Here is an 18,117-nt window from a genome sequence, read left to right as displayed (position 1 = left end):
AACAGGGAGTTTCGCAAATGCCCGATCAAACGTATCGATCTTCGGCGAGGTACAACATCGCGTTGCAATTGGGGCAATAGGTCAGCTTCGATAACATGACCTGACTGACGACCTGCGTGGTCAGAGTTTGATAGCAACCGCCACAGGACTCGTCTTCGATCGGGGCGAGGGCCTCTTCACCGCGGGCTTCCAACAAACGCTTGTAATCGCCGCGGACCGCAACAGGAAGCAACGTCTCGGCCTCCTCGAGTTGGATCTCGACGCGTTCGAGGTCCATCGCGATTTTTTTCTGCCGATCTTCAATCTCGGCGAGTCTTTTGTCTCGCTCGGTTTCTGCCTCGGCGAGTTTGGCTTTCGTTTCAACCAAACCCGATTCAAGAGTATCGATCCGTTCGAGGATCTCAAAGATCTCATCGTTCTGAACGCTGTTGGCCTGTTCGTCGGCCGCAATCTGTTCCTTCAGCAACGCGAATTCTTTGTTACTCGCCGCTTCGTTGAGCCTTCGATTCAGGTCGAGAACATGAGCCTCGCGGCTTTGCAGTTGCAGATGCTTTTCATCCGACACCATGCGAGTTTTTTTCAAAACCGCGATTTCGTTATCGAGCTCTGCCTGCGCCGCAACGACCGATGATTCGACAGCCTTGATTTGCATCGGTCCTCGACGGGCCTGCCCCTGCAAATCCGCGCGTTGTTGATGGATGCGGTGTAGCTTTCGAAGCAACTGTGACGAGATTTCGATCGAACCTGGCGAGGACATTAATTTTCAATTGATGAGAGATTTGGAGGGGAGAACGAAAGTTCACTCCGCTTTTTCGGGTACTTTTTCGAGGATGTCGAGCAACACTTGATCCGTTTCGATGCCTTCGGCCTGGGCTTCGAAATTCAGCAGCACTCGATGCCGCATCGCGGGCAAAAACACACGTCGAATGTCTTCGAATGAAACATTAAACCGACCATCGAGCAAGGCGCGAACCTTGGCCGTCAAGGCGAGTGTTTGAGCGCCACGGGGGCTGCTTCCCCAGCGAACATATTCGTTGGTGATCGGAACGCTGTGCGCGCCCTGTGGGTGCGTAGCCATGGTCAAACGCACGAGGTAGTCCTGAACGTGTGGCGCCAAAATGACTTCGCGGACGAGTTTTTGCCAGCGAATGATTTCATCGCCGTTTATTACCTTTTCGATGGTCGGATGTTCGCCCCTTGTCGTCCGATCGACGATTGTTCCGAGCTCTTCGCGTGACGAATAGCCGACGACGAGCTTGAACAGGAACCGGTCCATCTGAGCTTCGGGCAACGGATACGTCCCCTCTTGCTCGATCGGGTTTTGCGTCGCAAGAACAAAGAAAGGTTGTGACAACTCGAATCGCGTTCCCGCTGCGGTAACGGTGCCTTCCTGCATCGTTTCGAGCATGGCGGACTGAGTTTTCGGCGTGGCCCGGTTGATTTCGTCGGCGAGCAAAATTTGGGTGAACACGGGGCCGCGTTGGAACTCAAACTTGCGCCGTCCGCTCTCGTCCTCGACGATCATGTTCGTGCCCAAAATATCCGCAGGCATCAGATCGGGCGTAAACTGAATTCGGCTGAACTGCAACTCGAGCACCTCGGCGAGCGTTCGCACCAACATCGTCTTGCCGAGCCCTGGGACTCCTTCGAGAAGACAGTGGCCGCGGCACAGCATTGCGGTCAACACACCGTCCACGATGTCGGTGTGGCCCACAATCACACGACCGATCATCTCGCGTACCGCGGTGTAGCGGTTGCGAAATTCCTCTGCGTCGGCCTGCATCGATTCGACAGTGGACATGATTGAACGCCAAAGGTGAGAGCCAAAATGAAAAATAGCATTTTTAAGTGGCCGAAACCACGTTGGCAAAGTCTAGCATGGCGGAGCCGTCATGTGCAGAACGGTGACACCAACCGGTCTCGAAGATCTCGCCCTCGCGGCCCCCTAAATTCCCCACAGAACGCGGCGAAAAGCGGGGTCAGCCCGGTGAAGCAAGACCTCCAAGAATCGCCGATTCCCTGGCACGCTCCTCAATCTCGGTTGCGACGGCCTCCACGCATTTAGCTCAATGGCCTACCTAACGCCGCCTCGATTACGAAGACGACAGACAGAATACCGCCGCCGATGACGGCCTGTGGTGCACGACGTGCTCGGGCGAAATCGAAGCGTCACAACAAAAAAACGACCCGAGGCGTTTCCACCCCGAGTCGTCGGGCAAGCGGTTCTCGTATTGTTCCAACGAAAAATTCACTTCAGTACGATCAATTCGCCTACGACCTAGTAGCGAACGATTGCGTCGAAGGTCCAACGATCGCGGATGATGTCTTCGAAATCCGTCAACGGGAATTCGTACGCCATCCCGAGTTCCATGTTGCGTTTCGGTTTCAGTTTCAGGCCAACGTTCTGCGTCACAACGTCGTTACCTTCCACCGCAGTATCACCGAGATTCAACAGGTCCAATCCGGACACACCGAAGGCACTGCCGGCATCCGCGTCATCGGTCCAGTGCCACCATGAGTTTTCGGTGAACAAATAAACCTTGTCATGACATCGAACGTCGATGTGGTTGTTCCAGTGCACTGTGGTGCTTTGCACCGATTGATCGACAGGCATTTGAAAGCCGACCGAACTGAGCACGTGAGCGTTGCCATCGAGGAATCGCTGGCCACCGGTGGCGAAGAAGTGAAATTGACCATCTCCAATCGCTTGCAACGTTTGCTCGCTGCCCATCGGAATCTCATACGTGAAACCGGCCGACAACAGCGTGCCGGTTTTAACGTTGCGAATCAGGTTGTATTTCAAGCCTGCCGTGACATCGGCCCATCCTGAATCGAGCAACCCATCCAACGCACCTTCGCTGCTGTCGATCGCATAACCGTCTTTGACCGCGATCAAACTTAATCGTTCGGTCAACGCGATCCGAAACTGCAACGCGAAGAGTTGCAGGCTACCACCGGCAGGAATATTGCCCGGGCCGAGTTGGTTAGGAAAACGATGATGCACGAAGATCGGACGCAACTCGGTCACGTTCCGAGGATCCTCAAAGTGCACGAAGTCGATCATCGGACTGATGAAGTCATCAAAGCACTGATCGCTCTTTTGAATGCAGCCTCCACATCCGAGCTTTTTCGCAAAGCTGTCGAGCTTCGGCAAACACGATTCCGCACACCCGGCCGAGTCACAACAAGACAGTGAATCGCAGCTCCCGTCGTCGCAACACCCGAAGGAATCACATTCGGCATCTCCACAGCAGCACTCGGTCATGCATGCGTCGTCGCAGCAGACGTCGTCGCAACACGCGGACGATCCACCAAAAAGGTCACTAAAGCACGCCCCGTTTGCCTGAACGTCCGATGCCGATGCGCCCGCCAGCCCGCACACGAGTGTGGCAACCATCAAACATCTTCTATAAGTCCGTTTCACCGTTCAATCTCCTGATTCGAATTCGTCAACTACCGCCTTAGTGGCAAATGGGCCTGCGATGAATGCTTCACAGCGCTGGCTTCCTGAAGACGACATCGAATAGGGAACACATGTGCTTCCTATGATCTTGGCTGGGGCTCTATTAGCGATCCAACCGTCAAACATTCACGCGCGATCAGCCTCCGATCCTTCTAAATGTGCGATGACGTCACACCACCGATACAACTCACCGAACGTCTGCCTCAGATCGCACAATTCAAAAGTGTGCGACTGAGGTGCACACCCCCAATGGATGACAATCCAGAACTCAAAAACGATGAATTTCCGTCGAAACACGACCAGAACAACCCTACAGGGCGTCAAAACCGGACCCAACACCGAGCGTTTAAAGTGGCGGGCTTGGCAAGAAAGAACGGTTGCACAGTTTTTTCTAAAGACATCGCCTCTGACGCCCGATACAGGAGAATATGGATTCCACTCACCTCCAACGATCACTCCGACGGTCTTGCTGGCTCAGCCTGTGGACGTGCGTTTGTGTTTGTTCGAGCGGATGTCTCGCACTCGGTATCCCGAGCGAGCGGATCCACGATCCCGCCGATCGAGGCGGACTGCTAGGCGACTGGAACAGTGACGTGCAGTATGGCCCTGCCGAAATGGCGCAAGAGTTACTGCACGAAGGAGCCGTGCTGACCTCTCCTGATGAAGGAGTGTTTTGCTCCGACGTCTCACCATTGGACGTCAGCCCCAAAACGGGATGCCTCAAAGAGCCCAAAGAAAAGCCCCCCGAAGTGCCCTGGCCGCGATTTCATCCGGTGCCGACACGTCCCGTCTTTGGTGCGCCACAATAGTCGAGTACGACACGCGTCGCACTCGATTCCGAAATCGAGCGACGTTAGTTCGCTGTTCGTGCGATCAACGCGGCGAGTTGCGGCAATAGTTTTCGCAAACCACGCGAACGATGGCTAATGGCGCGTTTCACCGTCAGATCGAGTTCACCGAACGTGCGATGATATTCACGGACAATGAAGAGCGGGTCGTAACCGAATCCTGCTGCACCGGACAACGATTCGGCGATCCGCCCGCGACAAATTCCTGACGCGGTCAATCGCACTTGGCCTTCTGGATCCGACAGACAAAGGTGGCAATTGAATTGTGCGTCTCGTTTTTCGGCGGGCTTTCCGCGAAGTTCATCGAGCAACTTTTCGTTGTTGGCTGCGTCATCACCGTGCGTTCCCGCATACCGGGCCGAGTAAACGCCGGGTTCGCCTTTCAACACATCAACCGATAGGCCGCTGTCTTCGGCGAGCACCCATCGACCGAGATGCAACGCCTGCTCGGTCGCTTTCTTCGCGGCGTTCTCGGCAAACGTGGTTCCGTCCTCGACCACGTCAATCGAACCCTCGATGTCCGCGAGTGTTGTCAGGCGTGCCATCCCGGCTGGCATCATCATCTGCAGCTCGATCAACTTTTTTGCGTTGTTCGTTCCGAGTACTAATTCAAACATGTCTTTCAAAACTCTCTGGCTAGTGTTTTATCAATAACGAGGACGCCGCAACGACTCCGCCCGTGGCGGTCGATCACCACCAATCTCCGTCGTCGGTCACGGGTCTCGCCTCGCAACACATTGAATCCAATGCCGACGCGATTTCTCCGACCGCCCAGTCAAGGTCATCAACCTCGAGTCGGTATTCCGGCCACCTCCAACTCGACGGCCACATCCGATGAGGGGCCGGCCAACGCGTCGCTTCCGTTGTCCGTTCGATTCGTGCGATCAAACGTGGCAATCCGAGCGTCCGCACCGATTCACAACCTCGCATCACCGACTTCACGTCGACATCCGATACGTTCTCGCGCAGAGGTCGTGGCACGCTCGGCGAAACCCAGGAACGTGACGAGTCCCATTTCGACTCGCCCCAACAGGCGTCCTGAATCGGAATCCCGGAAGCAACCGCGTCGGCGTCCACAATTTGAATCGCATGCTCGGCCGCCAGCCGTTCGCAGATGGTTCGACGCAACGCGTCATCGCCTCCGGCGAGAGCCATCGAGGGTGGTGCCGCATCGAGGTGCGCCGCCAAATCCGCGAGCGACCAACCGAACCGAGGATCGCAAAAGTCGGCCGCCACGTCACAAGCCGGCACGACAACGAACTTGCGAGCGGTGTAGCGTGGATGCGGAACGACCAACGCACCGGCCGATCCGATGGGGCCACGACCACCAATCAGACCGCGACGCCCCGCAGGCGCCTCGCCGCACAGCCTGCCGTGCAGAACGACGTCGAGATCAATCGAACGGGCCCCCCAACGGTCGTTTCGCTCGCGGCCGAGTTGTTGCTCGGCATGCTGCAGAACGTCGAGAACTTCGGCCGCGGAAGCCTCGGTCGCAAACGCGGCAACCGCATTGAGAAACGGCGACTGTCCACCAGGACCACCGATCGGCGGTGTCTCAAACAGCCGGCTCGTCCGCAATCCGCTACCGCTCAGTGTCGCCTCAGTTGATTGGGTCGCCCCAGTTGATTGGGCAGCCTCAGTTAATTGAGCGCCAGACGAAGCCGACAGACTCTCGGTCGAGCGCGCAACCACGCCGGACTGATCGACCAACCGTGCCGCTCGGGCGACGACGGTATCGCGATCGCCCAAATTGGATCCAAAACTGATAAGGCAATGCGTCGGCATGCACCAAAGATTACCCATCTCGCCGAAGACGCCACAGGGGGCCGCGGATGATTCGGGCAGTGACCATCCGCCCATTTCAGCCGACGCCTCCGTTTAACCCCGCGAACACAGCAAATCAGACCGAGACAGCGTTTCGCAAGGGAGTTTCCCCAACGGGACGGAATCGGATCGCGCGTCGCGGCGTAACATCATCGCTGTCCGCGGATTCGGCTCCGGATGAATCGGGCCCCGCATCCTCGCCCCGATCCAGATTGTCCCACCAGCTCGGATCCCCCGACTCATATAAGACCGCGTTGCCCGACGTCGGGTCGATGTCCGCTTCATCGGAGGCCCCCGCCCAAGCATGAAACAACAACGAGGCGGCGTTCTTGTTGGCGAAGTCACGCTTGGTGCTCGGTGGCGTGACGATATAAAGGCCTTGTCGGGCACGAGTCATCGCCACGTACAACAGGCACAAGGCCTCAGTCACGCGAGATTTCACGTTACCACCAAAGGTTCGTTGCCAGCGGGTCGGCAAATAATGCCACTGTTTTTCACTCACACTTCGGCTCATGCCAACGGGTGGTTGCCCGAGATCAGGCAGGTCCGCGACACACTGGGGCGGTTGACCAATCAACTCTTTGTGAATCTCAGGCAAAAAGACCGCATCAAATTCGAGCCCCTTGGACTGGTGAACCGTCATCACACGCACCGCCGCAGCACGAGGACGCTGCACCCGCTTCACATTGACCAGATCGACAAAGTCACGCAATCGGGAACGAGCGGTATGTCGATACAACGTGGTCAGTTCGACGAGCTGATGCAGCCGAACGCTGTCACGCGAATCGCAGGCTGGACGAAGCGATTCGGTGAGAAACATCACCGTCTCAGCAAGCCCTCGGTCCTCAATCATGGACCGCAATCGATTGGCAGCCGCATCAACGGGATCGGATTCAGCCAGTGGCAGATGATCGGCCAACGGAGAATGGGCGATATGAAAACGCCATCGTCCATCGCCGGGATGTTCGACCATCATCAACGCCGACATCACCCATCGCACCGGCACCGAATCGGTTAACGGGTTACCACCTTCGGCACTAACGTCCACACCGAGCGACTCCAACCGATCGATCAACATCGCCACCGTGGCGTTGGTTCGCGTCAGGACACCGATCGTCAGTTCCGGCGCCGCTTGGTTCAACGCTTGGATCTGTTCCGCCGTCGCATCCATCAACGCTGCAGTAATTTCCTTTGCGGTCGGCTTGACCGGTTTCGCTTTTGGATTCTCGGGATCCACCTTGGGTGGAACGAGAGGCCCCGTCACGAAACGGACATAACCGGGAAGGTCCTTGGCTGCCGTATGGGCAGGAAACTTCTTGGCGAAGTCCTGCAACGCCTCTGCCTCATAAACCGACTTCTCCGATGGGTCGTCGATCTCGGGCGGTTCCGCCAACGGGTGCTTCGTCAGATTTTGAAACGCCACCGTGACGGCATCGAGCACCACTCGCGAACTTCGGAAACTCTGGTCCTGCGAACGACTGATGATCCCATCGACCTGTCGATCGACGGCGTCAAAGATTTCCGCAACACCACCGCGCCAGCCGTAAATGGCCTGCTTCGTATCTCCAACACAAAAGAACGACTGACTGCGTCGCGGATCGATCGTTCGCACCAATGAACCGCCCTCCGCGTCCGCACTGTCGTCTCCGCCTGCGCCGGAAACAACCGACTGCGCAAGCACCTTGAGAACCTGCCACTGCACCGGAGCGGTATCCTGAAATTCATCGAGGAGCAAATGATCGATTTTCGAGTCGAGCCGGTTTTGAATGGTGGCGGCATCGAGATCACGAAACACTCTCGCCAATCGGACCGCGATGTCGTCAAACGCAAACGCACGCTGTGACTGTTTGACATCATTGATCGCTCCCTCGTAGTAAACCGCAACACTTCCGGTGGCTTGATTCTGACTCCGCAGCAGCGACAACGACTCACACTGCACGGCCTGATACAGCACATCAAAATTAGAATCCAACTCCGGCGGAAACTTGCTGCGTCCGAACTTCACCTCTTCTTTCGCGATTCGGGACTTGTGAATATTCTTGAGCAACGTCTGCTCGACCAACGGACCGAAATCACGAGCGTCGAGATGGTCAGCCATTTTCTCGAGCAGTTCTCGTAGCGACTTTTGCTTGATCTCCACCATTCGAAACGCACCCGCGGTCGACGTCACGAGCTTCGACTCAGGACGCGTCGGCACCTGAATCGAATCCCACGCCTCAACGCCACCCTGTCGCGACATTTCGTAGGTCGTCTCGACAACCTGGATCAATTCCCGAGCGATGTTGCGTTTGACGTCACCCCGACCGAGCATGGAAATCAACGACTCGATCTCAGACGACTCCAAAACGTCGATCATGTTACCGACGGCGAGCTGCCTCAACCAAACTTCTTCGACCTCATCGGTCAATCGCCAACCCGGCGGCAATTCGAGTTCAAACGGCAACGCGCGAGCCAGCTGCGAAAAGAGACTGTCGAGCGTGCAGATTCGTAATCGATGGATATTTCGCAGCAAACGATGAAAAAGGTCACCGCAAACATGACGCGGCAATCCGGGCAAACCGACCTGTTGCCGCAATCCTTCGAGCGCATCGGAATTGTCCGGATCCGCTGCCGCCCCAAGCGTCACGAGCACCCGCGTCAAAATCTCGCCCGCTGCCTTCCGAGTGAACGTCGTCGCGAGCACCGATTCCGGTGGCGCACCGGTCAGCAAGATCTTCAACAGTCTCGCAGTCAATTGATACGTCTTCCCGGTCCCCGCGGACGCACGAACGAGCGTCGGTTCAAACGCACTCCGCAACAACTCGGGCGATAACATTTCACGTTCGAGCAACAACTCGTCAAACGCATCGTTGACGTCGTCGTCCGCAAAAACGAATTGCATGTCCTCAGTTTCCGGATTGGAGTCGGCCATTTTATTCATCGTGACACCTCGCTCGATTCATCGTCGTCCTCAGCGATCGTCGTTGTGGCTTCGTTGAACATCATCTCGTAGTCGTCATACTCGACACCCGACTCACTCGGTTCGAACCGGCAGTCTCGAATTTGACGCACACAGTAGTGAATCAATTCGTCCGCTTGGGCGAACTGAGCTTCGGTAAACGAAGCAATATTCACTTTTGTTTCGGTGTCTTTCTCGGCAACATTGAAGTACCCCAACTCAACATCCACGGGATCAGCAGGAATGTTGAGATCCGGAATAAATCGCCGATACAGCGGCAGTTGCAAATCGACCCAAGTGGTGGATCCATCGGCGAGTTTCTTCAGGTGTTTTTTCTCCGGCAAATGCCCATGCGTTTTGTAGTCGAGAATCGCCCATCGGTCCAATTCCGGGTGATAGTCGATACGATCAAACCGTCCTCGCAATCCGGTGAACTGACCATCGAGCAAAATCCCGGTGGGCTTTTTCGGCTTCTTGGTAACACGGTCAATGTCGAGTTCGTCGACCGACGCCTCCACCGCGTGAATCCGCCATCCCGCCGCGACTCGCTCAGCCTGTCGAAGTGCCACTGTTTTCAATCGTCGCTCGGCTTGACGCACCTGCAGAGCGACCGTCGACGCGGTGTTGTTGCCATAACGTTCGTCCGCAAAACGATGCAACTGAGCGATCAACTCGGCTTCGATCTTGCTCGGATCCGACTCATCCTTCAAATCGCTCTCACCGAAATACTCGAGAGCTCCATGGACGAGATCACCAAACTGATTCGCGGCAAGTTCTAACGCCGCATCATCGAGCGGACGCAACCGCAAAACGTGACGCAGATAGAACCGATACGGGCATGCCAAATACGCAGAGAACGCAGTCACGCTGAGCGTCTCGATCGTTCGCCCGGGCTCCGGGGGAGGCGGACGGAAATAATCGATTCGATTCGTATCGCCACCGCTCTCCTGCTCGGCTTCGTTGGATTCCGCAACGATCTCAACGCTCACCCGATGATCGGTTAATAAACGACAAACACGTCGAGCGGCGTCATCGGCCGTCGACGCCGCCAGCAAGCGACTCGGCGGTGTCGGAGATCCGTCCGCTGAATGAGTCCCGACGAGAATGCGGGTTTGTTGCCGACCACACAACATCTGGTGCATTGCATGCACGTCGCGAGCGTAGCGTCGATCGTTGATCCGTTGGTTGAGCGATTTCTGCAGCGACGATGGCAGGAAAGGATCACCCGACGATGCCTCCGGGACGAACGGGTGATTGAGCCCGCAAAGCGCCAACGCTGGTGCATCGTCCAACGCCAAATCGAGCCAACCGAGAATCTCAATTTTGTTCGGGGCAGGGGAGTCTGGCAGACTGATTTCTGCGATACGAGCGGACAACAGCTCGAGTGCGGTATTGGAATCAACGGGCGAATCCAACGGCACGCTGAGTTCCTCAAAACCTTCGAGGACTCGGAACGTCGCCTCAACGGCCTCGACGGTTCGCGCCGCACTTTTTGCCGTACGATCCGAAGGAGCATCCTTTGGCGAGTCGATTTCAGGTCGCTCAGCATGCGGAAAGAGTTTACCGAGCACCTCCGCAACGACCTTACTCCAACTCCGAATCGCTTGTCGTTTTTGATTCAGCGGCGCAAGCCATGTTTCGACACAGTCGCGAATTTCATCCGCGAGCGCAGATTCAAATCGCTTGGATGGCAACGGTTGATCGAGGCTACGTGGAAATGCCTCGGCCATCAATTGATCCAAACGCGTTAACCAATCGACGCTCGTTTTATTACCGCCCTCTTTTTCCGCAACCGATCGAAAATGATTTTGAACCATTTCAAACACAGCCGCGTGCCGGACCAAAGCAGCGAGTGAACGCCAATTTCTGCGTTGGCGATAAACAACGAGCAGATCCATTAACCGACCAACCGACGTCTCCGCCACCGTCCATCCGAAATGTCGATAAGTGTCCACTTTCAACATTCGGCATTGATTCTCGATCGGCTCGATTTGCGATTCATCGGTTACCCCAATCGTGATCGCGTCGACGCTGTAGTCTTCACCGAACTCGGCGAGCAGTTCCGTCACGCCGTGCGACTGATCTTCGATTCCGGCGGCAGGAATGAGTTGTTCATCACGTATCGGCAAAACGTGGTCTTTCCACTTTTCCGGAACCAAACATCCCAACGCATCAAAGTGGCCAGCCATGCTTTCGGGGGCCGCAACGAACGACGTCAACGGTGTGTCGATTTGCGACAACATCACCTTCACCATTTCAGGTAAATCGGTCGCGCCGACGAGAACAAGAGGACGCAGTGCCCGACATCGATTGTCGGCGATCGCATCGAGCGCGGCTGCATTGGGATCACAACGTTCGGCTTTCTTCAGTTCAGCGAGATAGTCATCATGGCTTTTGACCAAGAACTCCCAACGTCGACGCTCGGCCGCATTTTCGACTTTGTCTGCCACGGCCGCGAAGGTCAAATTTTCCGCCGACGTCTTCGTCCACAACCGTCTCGTTGTGGTCGCTAAATCGAGCCAACCGGTTGTCGAATCCGCGTCAGGCAACGTCGGAACGAGCGTCTGCAATTGCGCCGGATCGGACGACGACAAAACACGTGCCCAAGCAAGTGTTTGTTCAAAGTCCGAGGCCCATTCCGCAGGCCGGCGATACAGAAGACTCGGCAAACGACCGACCAAGTAAAAACGCGGCGGACGGTAGGCACGTCCCGCAGCCTGCGCCGCCATCAGCAATTTCTCTTTGAGGCGGCTGACCGCACGGCTCGATGGCAACACGAGGTCAATCGAACTCAAATCGATCGCATTGCTGGCACCATCACCAGCCGGCTGCCCAGGCTCCTCATCAAGTTGATCGGCGAGCAACGGCATCGCCTCGGCTTCTTCCTGGACCGATCCCCACTGCCCGCTGTTTTCAATCAACCAATGCATTGCCGTTTGTAGCAGCGGTGTGTCCCAACCACAGAACACCCGCTGACACTGAGAAGTGTTTTTGGCACGACGTCCACGTCCGCCCGTATTCTTCATTTTTGTAACCAATTGGAAATTCCCTTGCCTTGGTCGCCGGCACCACCATTGAGAACGCTTTACAACACGCGCACGTTGCAAAACCGAGAGCGTTTCAAATGAAGACGTGCCTCTTCACGGTAGCCGATTTCGCCCGAATTCAGCCGTCGAAGTCAGGCAACATTGGCTACGTCTTTTTAAAACACACCCTAGCTGCCGCCAATTCAATCAGACCCGATCAGCATCCGCTTTGGAACCGGACACCGACTGATGACTCACGCGTGACAGTGAACCACCATCGGAATCGGTCAGTCTCCATTGCGGGTCAAAGCAAACACAAATGCGAGTGACACGTTCACCTACGAAGACTGATTCCGCCCACCGATGGTTCGCCTCAGCGCTGAACGCGAGCGCCGCGAACGCCTTGCTTGCGATACTTGTTCGAATTGTCAGCCTTGCCAGTGATCTCATACAGGAACCGGCTGGGCTGGGTCGGTCGCGGCTTCCCCCATTTACGCCGGGTAAGCGCCAGCGACATTGTCAGCGTTTCTTGGGCACGCGTGATTCCGACGTAACACAAACGCCTTTCCTCGGCGATGTCTTCCTCACGCCCGCTCTTCACGCTACGACTGTGCGGCAGGAAGCCGTCTTCCATCCCGACCATGTAGACCACCGGGAACTCGAGCCCCTTGGCCGCGTGCATGGTTAACAACCACACCGCGTTCTTCATCGCGAGTTTGTCTTTTTCGCTGCCCATCTCTCGCCCCGCCAGCGCGATGTCACTGAGAAAACCAGACAGCTCCGGTTTCTCCTGCTTGTCTTGATAGGCGGCGATCGCGTTGGTGAATTCACCGATCGACGCCATGCGGGCTTCGCGTTCATCCGGTTGTTCATACAACCTCGCGATCTCGTCGGCGTAACCGGTTCGCTGCATCAGGGTTTCCATCGCGTCGACGAGCGAATCGCTCTCGGCCCGTAATTGCACGTCGGCGCAAAGCTGCCGGAGTTGCTCGATGCCTCGCTTCGCCGCCGGCGGGAGATCCTCGATGGCAGCGTTGTTTTGCATCACCTGCCAAACCGGAACTCCACGCTGCACCGCACGCTCGATCAACAGCTTCGTCGTCTTGTTACTCAAACCACGAGCGGGCGTGTTGATCACTCGCAGCAACGAGATCTCATCATCGGGTTGATTGATCCATTTCAAGTAAGCAATCAAATCGCGAACTTCGCGTCGATCAAAAAACGATTGGCTCCCCAACATCACGTAAGGCACGTCCGCCTTTCGCAGTTCGGTTTCGAACAATCGTGGCTGTTCGTTGGTACGAAACAGAATCGCGATGTCTCGCGGTTGAATGTGCTCGTTATCGATCAGGTGGCGAATCTCACGCACGACCGTCTCCGCCTCCGTCGTCTCATCTTTATGTTGGACGATACGGGGTCGCTTGCCGGTCGGCCGGTCGGGTTTAAGAATCTTATCGTGGCGTTCGGTATTGAACGCGATCAGGCGGTTCGCCATTTCAAGGATCGCGCCGGTGGAGCGATAGTTGTCCTCGAGCCACACGATCTTCGCGTCGGGCCAATCCTTCGAGAAACTCAAAATGTGAGTGACGTCGGCACCTCGCCAAGCGTAGATCGATTGGTCGTCGTCGCCGACAACGCAAAAGTTACGGTGTTCTTTGGTGAGCGCCTGCGTGATCCGATATTGGCTGCCGTTGGTGTCTTGATATTCGTCAACGAGCACGTGGTCATACTTCGCCGCTTCGGCAACGCGAACCTCTTCGTGCTCGGTGAGCAACACTTCGGTGTGCAACAGAAGGTCATCGAAATCCATCGCCCCACGTGCCCGCAGTGCATTCTGATATCGACGATACCCGGCGGCGGCGAAGTGCTCTTTATCCGTGCTGGCGTGACCGACCGCTTGGTCAGGCGTGATCGACTCGTTTTTCCACGAACCGATGATCGACAGCATGTCCGACGGCTTGAGCGCGGTGTTGGGCAATCGCAACTCGCGCAAGATCGCACGAGCGAGTGACTCCTGATCGCTCCGATCGTAGATCGAAAACTTTTTAGGAAACCCCAGCACGTTGGCGTGCTCCCGCAACATGCGAACGCACTGCGAGTGGAACGTACTGATAGTGGGTTTGGGAGGAGCGGGCTCGCCTTTGCGGCGGCGTTTGTTGCTGTGCCCGAGCAGTTCGCCCACCCGCTCCTGCATTTCGCCGGCGGCTTTATTAGTGAACGTCACAGCGAGAATCCGCTCGGGAGCGATGCCGTGCTTGATCAAGTTCGCAATGCGAAACGTCACCACACGGGTTTTTCCGGTCCCCGCACCGGCCAACACCAACAGCGGCCCCGACAGTGTCTTGACCGCTTCGGCTTGCGGAGGGTTCAGTCCCTCAACGCTGAATCCATTCAATCGTAGATGCTCAGGCGACGTCGATATTGATGCGACGGCCTTCGCGGTCGAAACGGACATTTCCGTCGACCAATGCATAGAGCGTGTAGTCGTTGCCCATTCCAACGCCCTTACCGGGGTGGAACTTCGTGCCAACCTGGCGGATGAGAATGTTGCCTGCTCGGACGGATTCGCCGCCGAATCGCTTCACTCCACGACGTTGTGCGTTACTGTCGCGACCGTTACGGCTACTGCCCTGACCCTTTTTGTGTGCCATTGTCTTTTCGCTTGCTGATCTCGAAACCGACGCTGATGCGGCCGGCCGATAATTGGTTGGGGGAGGCGTCACGCAAAGGTGACGCGGATATGTTCGATGTGAGAGGGGAGAAAGTTACCGGAACACCCACCGGTAATCAAGCCGTTTATCGAGACCATATTTTTCCAGCACGTATGCTTGGTCTTTTTCGTTCTCGTAGGCGGGCACACCGAAACGGACCCGGTCGGCGATTTGGTCCATCGAATCCCCCGGACGGAAGAAATTCAGCATCAGAGCCTTGCGACGATAGGGTGCGTCGGCCCCCTCACCATCCTGCTCAAACGCGTTGGTCAGACCAAAAACGTTGACCGAAAAGAAATCGAGATTGGGATCGACATCGACCCATGTCGCCACTCCCCAGACACCCGGGGCGTCCTCGTCTTTCGTTCGCGGTACTTTCACCCGCGAGATTTCGACATTGTTATACAGCGGTGCCGTGATTTGCTCGCGGATCGCGATCCGGTCCACGGCCGTAGGCAAAATCTGGTCGGTGAATTGTTTCCCCGTTTCGTGATTTTCGAGAACGAACATAGGAAACAGGCGGCGTGAGTTGTAGCTAACCGACTCGATCCGGCGATAAATCGGCTGATTCAGATCATCGGCCGCCGGACGCATGTCTCCGCCACGATATCGCACGCGGTAAACCATGTACTGAACGAGTTTTCGCTGCATTCGCCCGTCGGGACGAGGAATATCGAGGTAAATCTGTCGCAGCGGCTTGAACGAAAACTCGAAGCAATAGATCTCCCGGCGAAGAATCACCTGTTTCAGTTGTTCCTGAAGCGTGCGGCTCCGCGGATCGAAATGGGGCCGCCCCTCGGGGTGATTTCCGGTTCCCTCCCAACTGATTTCAGGATGGGCGTCAATCATCGATTGCAGCGTCAGTGGCCCGTCGAAGGTCTCCTTCGGATCGGGAGCAGGCGGAATCACCGTCACAACGCCCGGCGCAAACTGCGTCTGCGATTGACTCGACGCGTCCGCTTTTCCGCCAACGGCCCCGTCTTGGGCCATGACTTCCGAAGAAACCAGGGTGGAAAGTAGGCAAACCGCGATCACGAACTCGCGAACGCGTCGTCCGATGCCTGGGCGATGAGAACAATCGATGCCGGGTAGTTGCATTGGTTTCGTCAAAAATAGCGTGCTGATGAGGTGCCGACCGGATGCGGGGACATTCTGTACGACGCACAGACTGACAAAACTGATCGGGAGGATTACGAGCCACCCCCGTGACGTTCATTTCCCAACGGTAATACGGCCTTATCGGCGTTTCACGTCACTCGGCGAAACCACGTCTGCGGTCGACGCCACCGATTCTACTTCGTCTAACGAATCGACGACGGACAAATCAGTGTTTTCCCCGGTTTTCATTGCTTTTGAGTCGTTTTGGGCGGTCTGATTCACCCCATCGAGCAATCGCAGCGAAGCGGCGAGCTGAATATCGGACCCGGCGAGTCGCGGAACGCTGTCCCCGTCCATCGTCCAAGTGGCCAAAACCCGACGTCGCTCGTTGTCGCTGATGTGCATCATAATCCACTGGATCGGCACTCCTTTGACACGTCCTCCCGCGACGACGCGCAACAACCGGAGCCCGCCGTCGGTCATTCCCTCATGGCTCTCGATGAGTTCACCGAAGCGTTTTCCGAGCGTTTTGCGAACATCGTTTTCGAATGCCGCGAGTGTCCACTGCTGCCCCTCAGGCAAACGGGGCAAAGGACGCAGGTTCAACTGCGCGATTGCTTGATCGTTTTCGATCATCCGCAGCACCGCATCGCCGGGGACGTCTTGCATCATCCGCCATCGACGGTCCATCAATCCCTCCAGCCCAACGTGCCGACTCGCAACGGCAACCAGCAAACGGTCTGTCGGTGGCGGTTCATCGAATACGATCTCGGCCGGCTTCGCGGGCAGCGTCTGGACTTTGGCCAGTGGTTTTCGGACCATGCGGACCGTCGCGGTGATATCGAAACCTGGCTCCGCTTTGCCGATCTCACGTGTTTCGTGGATCGCGACCGCTGCCCACGCGACGGCGCCGGCACGGCGATCGAGTGTCAACTTCCCGACGATTTGCAATCGAGTGGGAACTCCCGACACTGATCCTTCGATCTTGCCACGCATCTGCAGTTTTGCTTGCGACGAATCCGCCGAGACCAACTCGATTTCCACGTCGCTCGAGGCGACTCCGGAGAGATTGAAAAACGAAGCCAAGTCGTTTTTCGTGATGGCGACCTTTTCCCCAGGACGCATCATTTGCTGAGGAACCAGCCGATCGATCGCGACGCTGGAAATCGGCGTGCGAAGCAAATCGATCTCTTTGTGCGTTAAGTATTCGTCGTTGGAATAGATCGTTTCGGGCAATTGCTCGCGACGTGCGATGACGTCCGTGACGGTTCCGCGAAGCTCGGTCGTTTGAGCGGTGCGGCTCAGACGACTCTTCTCGACCGCGTCGTGAATGTGTCGCTCGACGGCGACCACTTCCGATTCGGGTGTCGCGCCGGCGGGGCGTAAAAACCGTTCTTCGTAATCCAGGTTTAAGTCCGCGGTCACCGGCAACAGCTTTTTCTTGCCATCGGGCAGCAACGGGTCTTCCACCAACGTCACATTGCCTTTGACCTCCATCTGCATCCGCACGCGAAAGAGATCGTTGTTGTGCGAAATCGACAAACGGGTTTCCCCAGCACCTGCCGCACCAGCGTCCGACACTCCACCGGGCAACAATCCGCCTGCCCCACACATTCCGCCAATGATCGCAGACGCTAAGAAACCACGCCGCGAGGCCTTCACGTTGTCAGACACGTTGCCAGACGCATTCAGTTCGCCCGCGAAGTCACCGGCCCAGTTTGCAGAATCCGCCGAGACAATGCGGCCAGAATCACACTGGGTCGGATGAGCAAAAAGAGGACTCTGGGCTGGGTTTTCGCGATGGGTTTGGTGGCTCATGGGGACAAACTCAGACAACGGAAGGCGGAGGGAGAAACACCCGTGAAAACGGCGAAAAAGTACCGCTACTCCGGCAGAATCGGCATGAACCGGTCAACCGATTGAATGGTTGTGTAAGAATTGACCAGAATCTCGTTTTGAGACGGCAAATGTTGCAATCTGATTGTAAATGTGACAATTCTGCTGTCCTCAATAGGACACTTGGTCAAGCCTCCGAATTTTTTCTTGGCCCGAAAAGCCTGCGATTTGCGGGACACTTACGAAGTCAAGCCGCTGCATTCTGGCGAGATCGGCCGTTTTGGTCTGAAATTTTCACTAGTAGCTCCCGTCCAACTGGGTGCCGCCATTCGTGGCGACTCATTGGTGACCAGAATTGACATCTCCGCTGTGA

Annotated in this window: 12 protein-coding genes; 1 reads left to right on the top strand and 11 read right to left on the bottom strand. The window is 56.4% G+C overall.

Translation table 11 applies throughout. From position 1 onward, the window contains the following. Window positions 1-25: 25 nt before the first annotated feature. The 3 genes from FHS27_RS05430 to FHS27_RS05420 all read right to left on the bottom strand — a co-directional run bounded on the left by FHS27_RS05430 (window position 26) and on the right by FHS27_RS05420 (window position 3,397). A complete protein-coding gene (locus tag FHS27_RS05430; protein WP_184302765.1) occupies window positions 26-757 on the bottom strand; it encodes a zinc ribbon domain-containing protein in 732 nt (243 codons plus the stop codon). A gap of 42 nt (window positions 758-799) precedes the next feature. Continuing rightward, entirely contained in the window at window positions 800-1,801 is a 1,002-nt protein-coding gene (locus FHS27_RS05425) for an AAA family ATPase (protein WP_184302762.1), read from the bottom strand. A 477-nt stretch (window positions 1,802-2,278) separates the two neighbouring features. After that, on the bottom strand, window positions 2,279-3,397 hold the full coding sequence (locus FHS27_RS05420) for a hypothetical protein (RefSeq protein ID WP_246419137.1): 1,119 nt from the start codon (window positions 3,395-3,397) through the stop codon (window positions 2,279-2,281). A gap of 494 nt (window positions 3,398-3,891) precedes the next feature. Between FHS27_RS05420 and FHS27_RS05415 the strand changes: the two genes are divergently transcribed. After that, window positions 3,892-4,272, top strand: a complete 381-nt coding sequence (locus FHS27_RS05415; RefSeq protein WP_184302760.1) for a hypothetical protein — start codon at window positions 3,892-3,894, stop codon at window positions 4,270-4,272. A gap of 44 nt (window positions 4,273-4,316) precedes the next feature. On the opposite strand, the gene rdgB is transcribed toward FHS27_RS05415, so the two are convergent. From rdgB to FHS27_RS05375, 8 genes are all read right to left on the bottom strand, one after another. Beyond that, window positions 4,317-4,928 (bottom strand): RdgB/HAM1 family non-canonical purine NTP pyrophosphatase, encoded by a 612-nt coding sequence (rdgB, locus tag FHS27_RS05410; protein ID WP_184302757.1) that lies wholly within the window; start codon window positions 4,926-4,928, stop codon window positions 4,317-4,319. A gap of 73 nt (window positions 4,929-5,001) precedes the next feature. Then, window positions 5,002-6,096, bottom strand: a complete 1,095-nt coding sequence (gene folK / locus FHS27_RS05405; RefSeq protein ID WP_184303353.1) for a 2-amino-4-hydroxy-6-hydroxymethyldihydropteridine diphosphokinase — start codon at window positions 6,094-6,096, stop codon at window positions 5,002-5,004. 115 nt (window positions 6,097-6,211) lie between these two features. Further along, on the bottom strand, window positions 6,212-9,055 hold the full coding sequence (locus FHS27_RS05400) for a UvrD-helicase domain-containing protein (RefSeq protein WP_246419133.1): 2,844 nt from the start codon (window positions 9,053-9,055) through the stop codon (window positions 6,212-6,214). Beyond that, window positions 9,052-12,099 (bottom strand): PD-(D/E)XK nuclease family protein, encoded by a 3,048-nt coding sequence (locus FHS27_RS05395; protein ID WP_184303351.1) that lies wholly within the window; start codon window positions 12,097-12,099, stop codon window positions 9,052-9,054. Before FHS27_RS05395 ends, FHS27_RS05400 begins: the two co-directional genes overlap by 4 nt. A 373-nt stretch (window positions 12,100-12,472) precedes the next feature. Further along, window positions 12,473-14,494 (bottom strand): ATP-dependent helicase, encoded by a 2,022-nt coding sequence (locus FHS27_RS05390; RefSeq protein ID WP_184303350.1) that lies wholly within the window; start codon window positions 14,492-14,494, stop codon window positions 12,473-12,475. A gap of 10 nt (window positions 14,495-14,504) precedes the next feature. Next, window positions 14,505-14,750, bottom strand: a complete 246-nt coding sequence (gene rpmA, locus FHS27_RS05385; RefSeq protein WP_009097252.1) for a 50S ribosomal protein L27 — start codon at window positions 14,748-14,750, stop codon at window positions 14,505-14,507. A 114-nt stretch (window positions 14,751-14,864) separates the two neighbouring features. Further along, window positions 14,865-15,908 (bottom strand): hypothetical protein, encoded by a 1,044-nt coding sequence (locus tag FHS27_RS05380; protein WP_184302753.1) that lies wholly within the window; start codon window positions 15,906-15,908, stop codon window positions 14,865-14,867. A gap of 138 nt (window positions 15,909-16,046) precedes the next feature. Beyond that, a complete protein-coding gene (locus FHS27_RS05375; protein ID WP_184302748.1) occupies window positions 16,047-17,726 on the bottom strand; it encodes a hypothetical protein in 1,680 nt (559 codons plus the stop codon). Window positions 17,727-18,117 lie beyond the last annotated feature (391 nt).

The sequence above is a fragment of the Aporhodopirellula rubra genome (genome assembly GCF_014192335.1).
GTDB lineage: Bacteria > Planctomycetota > Planctomycetia > Pirellulales > Pirellulaceae > Rhodopirellula > Rhodopirellula rubra.
Note: the sequence above shows the minus strand (reverse complement) of the source record. Positions and strands in the feature narration are given on the sequence as shown.

Bases quoted from the DNA above. Each gene is read 5' to 3' on its own strand.
- FHS27_RS05430 (WP_184302765.1), bottom strand. From the start codon at position 757: ATGTCCTCGCCAGGTTCGATCGAAATCTCGTCACAGTTGCTTCGAAAG.
- FHS27_RS05425 (WP_184302762.1), bottom strand. From the start codon at position 1,801: ATGTCCACTGTCGAATCGATGCAGGCCGACGCAGAGGAATTTCGCAAC.
- FHS27_RS05420 (WP_246419137.1), bottom strand. From the start codon at position 3,397: ATGGTTGCCACACTCGTGTGCGGGCTGGCGGGCGCATCGGCATCGGAC.
- FHS27_RS05415 (WP_184302760.1), top strand. From the start codon at position 3,892: ATGGATTCCACTCACCTCCAACGATCACTCCGACGGTCTTGCTGGCTC.
- rdgB (WP_184302757.1), bottom strand. From the start codon at position 4,928: ATGTTTGAATTAGTACTCGGAACGAACAACGCAAAAAAGTTGATCGAG.
- folK (WP_184303353.1), bottom strand. From the start codon at position 6,096: ATGCCGACGCATTGCCTTATCAGTTTTGGATCCAATTTGGGCGATCGC.
- FHS27_RS05400 (WP_246419133.1), bottom strand. From the start codon at position 9,055: ATGAATAAAATGGCCGACTCCAATCCGGAAACTGAGGACATGCAATTC.
- FHS27_RS05395 (WP_184303351.1), bottom strand. From the start codon at position 12,099: ATGAAGAATACGGGCGGACGTGGACGTCGTGCCAAAAACACTTCTCAG.
- rpmA (WP_009097252.1), bottom strand. From the start codon at position 14,750: ATGGCACACAAAAAGGGTCAGGGCAGTAGCCGTAACGGTCGCGACAGT.
- FHS27_RS05380 (WP_184302753.1), bottom strand. From the start codon at position 15,908: ATGCAACTACCCGGCATCGATTGTTCTCATCGCCCAGGCATCGGACGA.
- FHS27_RS05375 (WP_184302748.1), bottom strand. From the start codon at position 17,726: ATGAGCCACCAAACCCATCGCGAAAACCCAGCCCAGAGTCCTCTTTTT.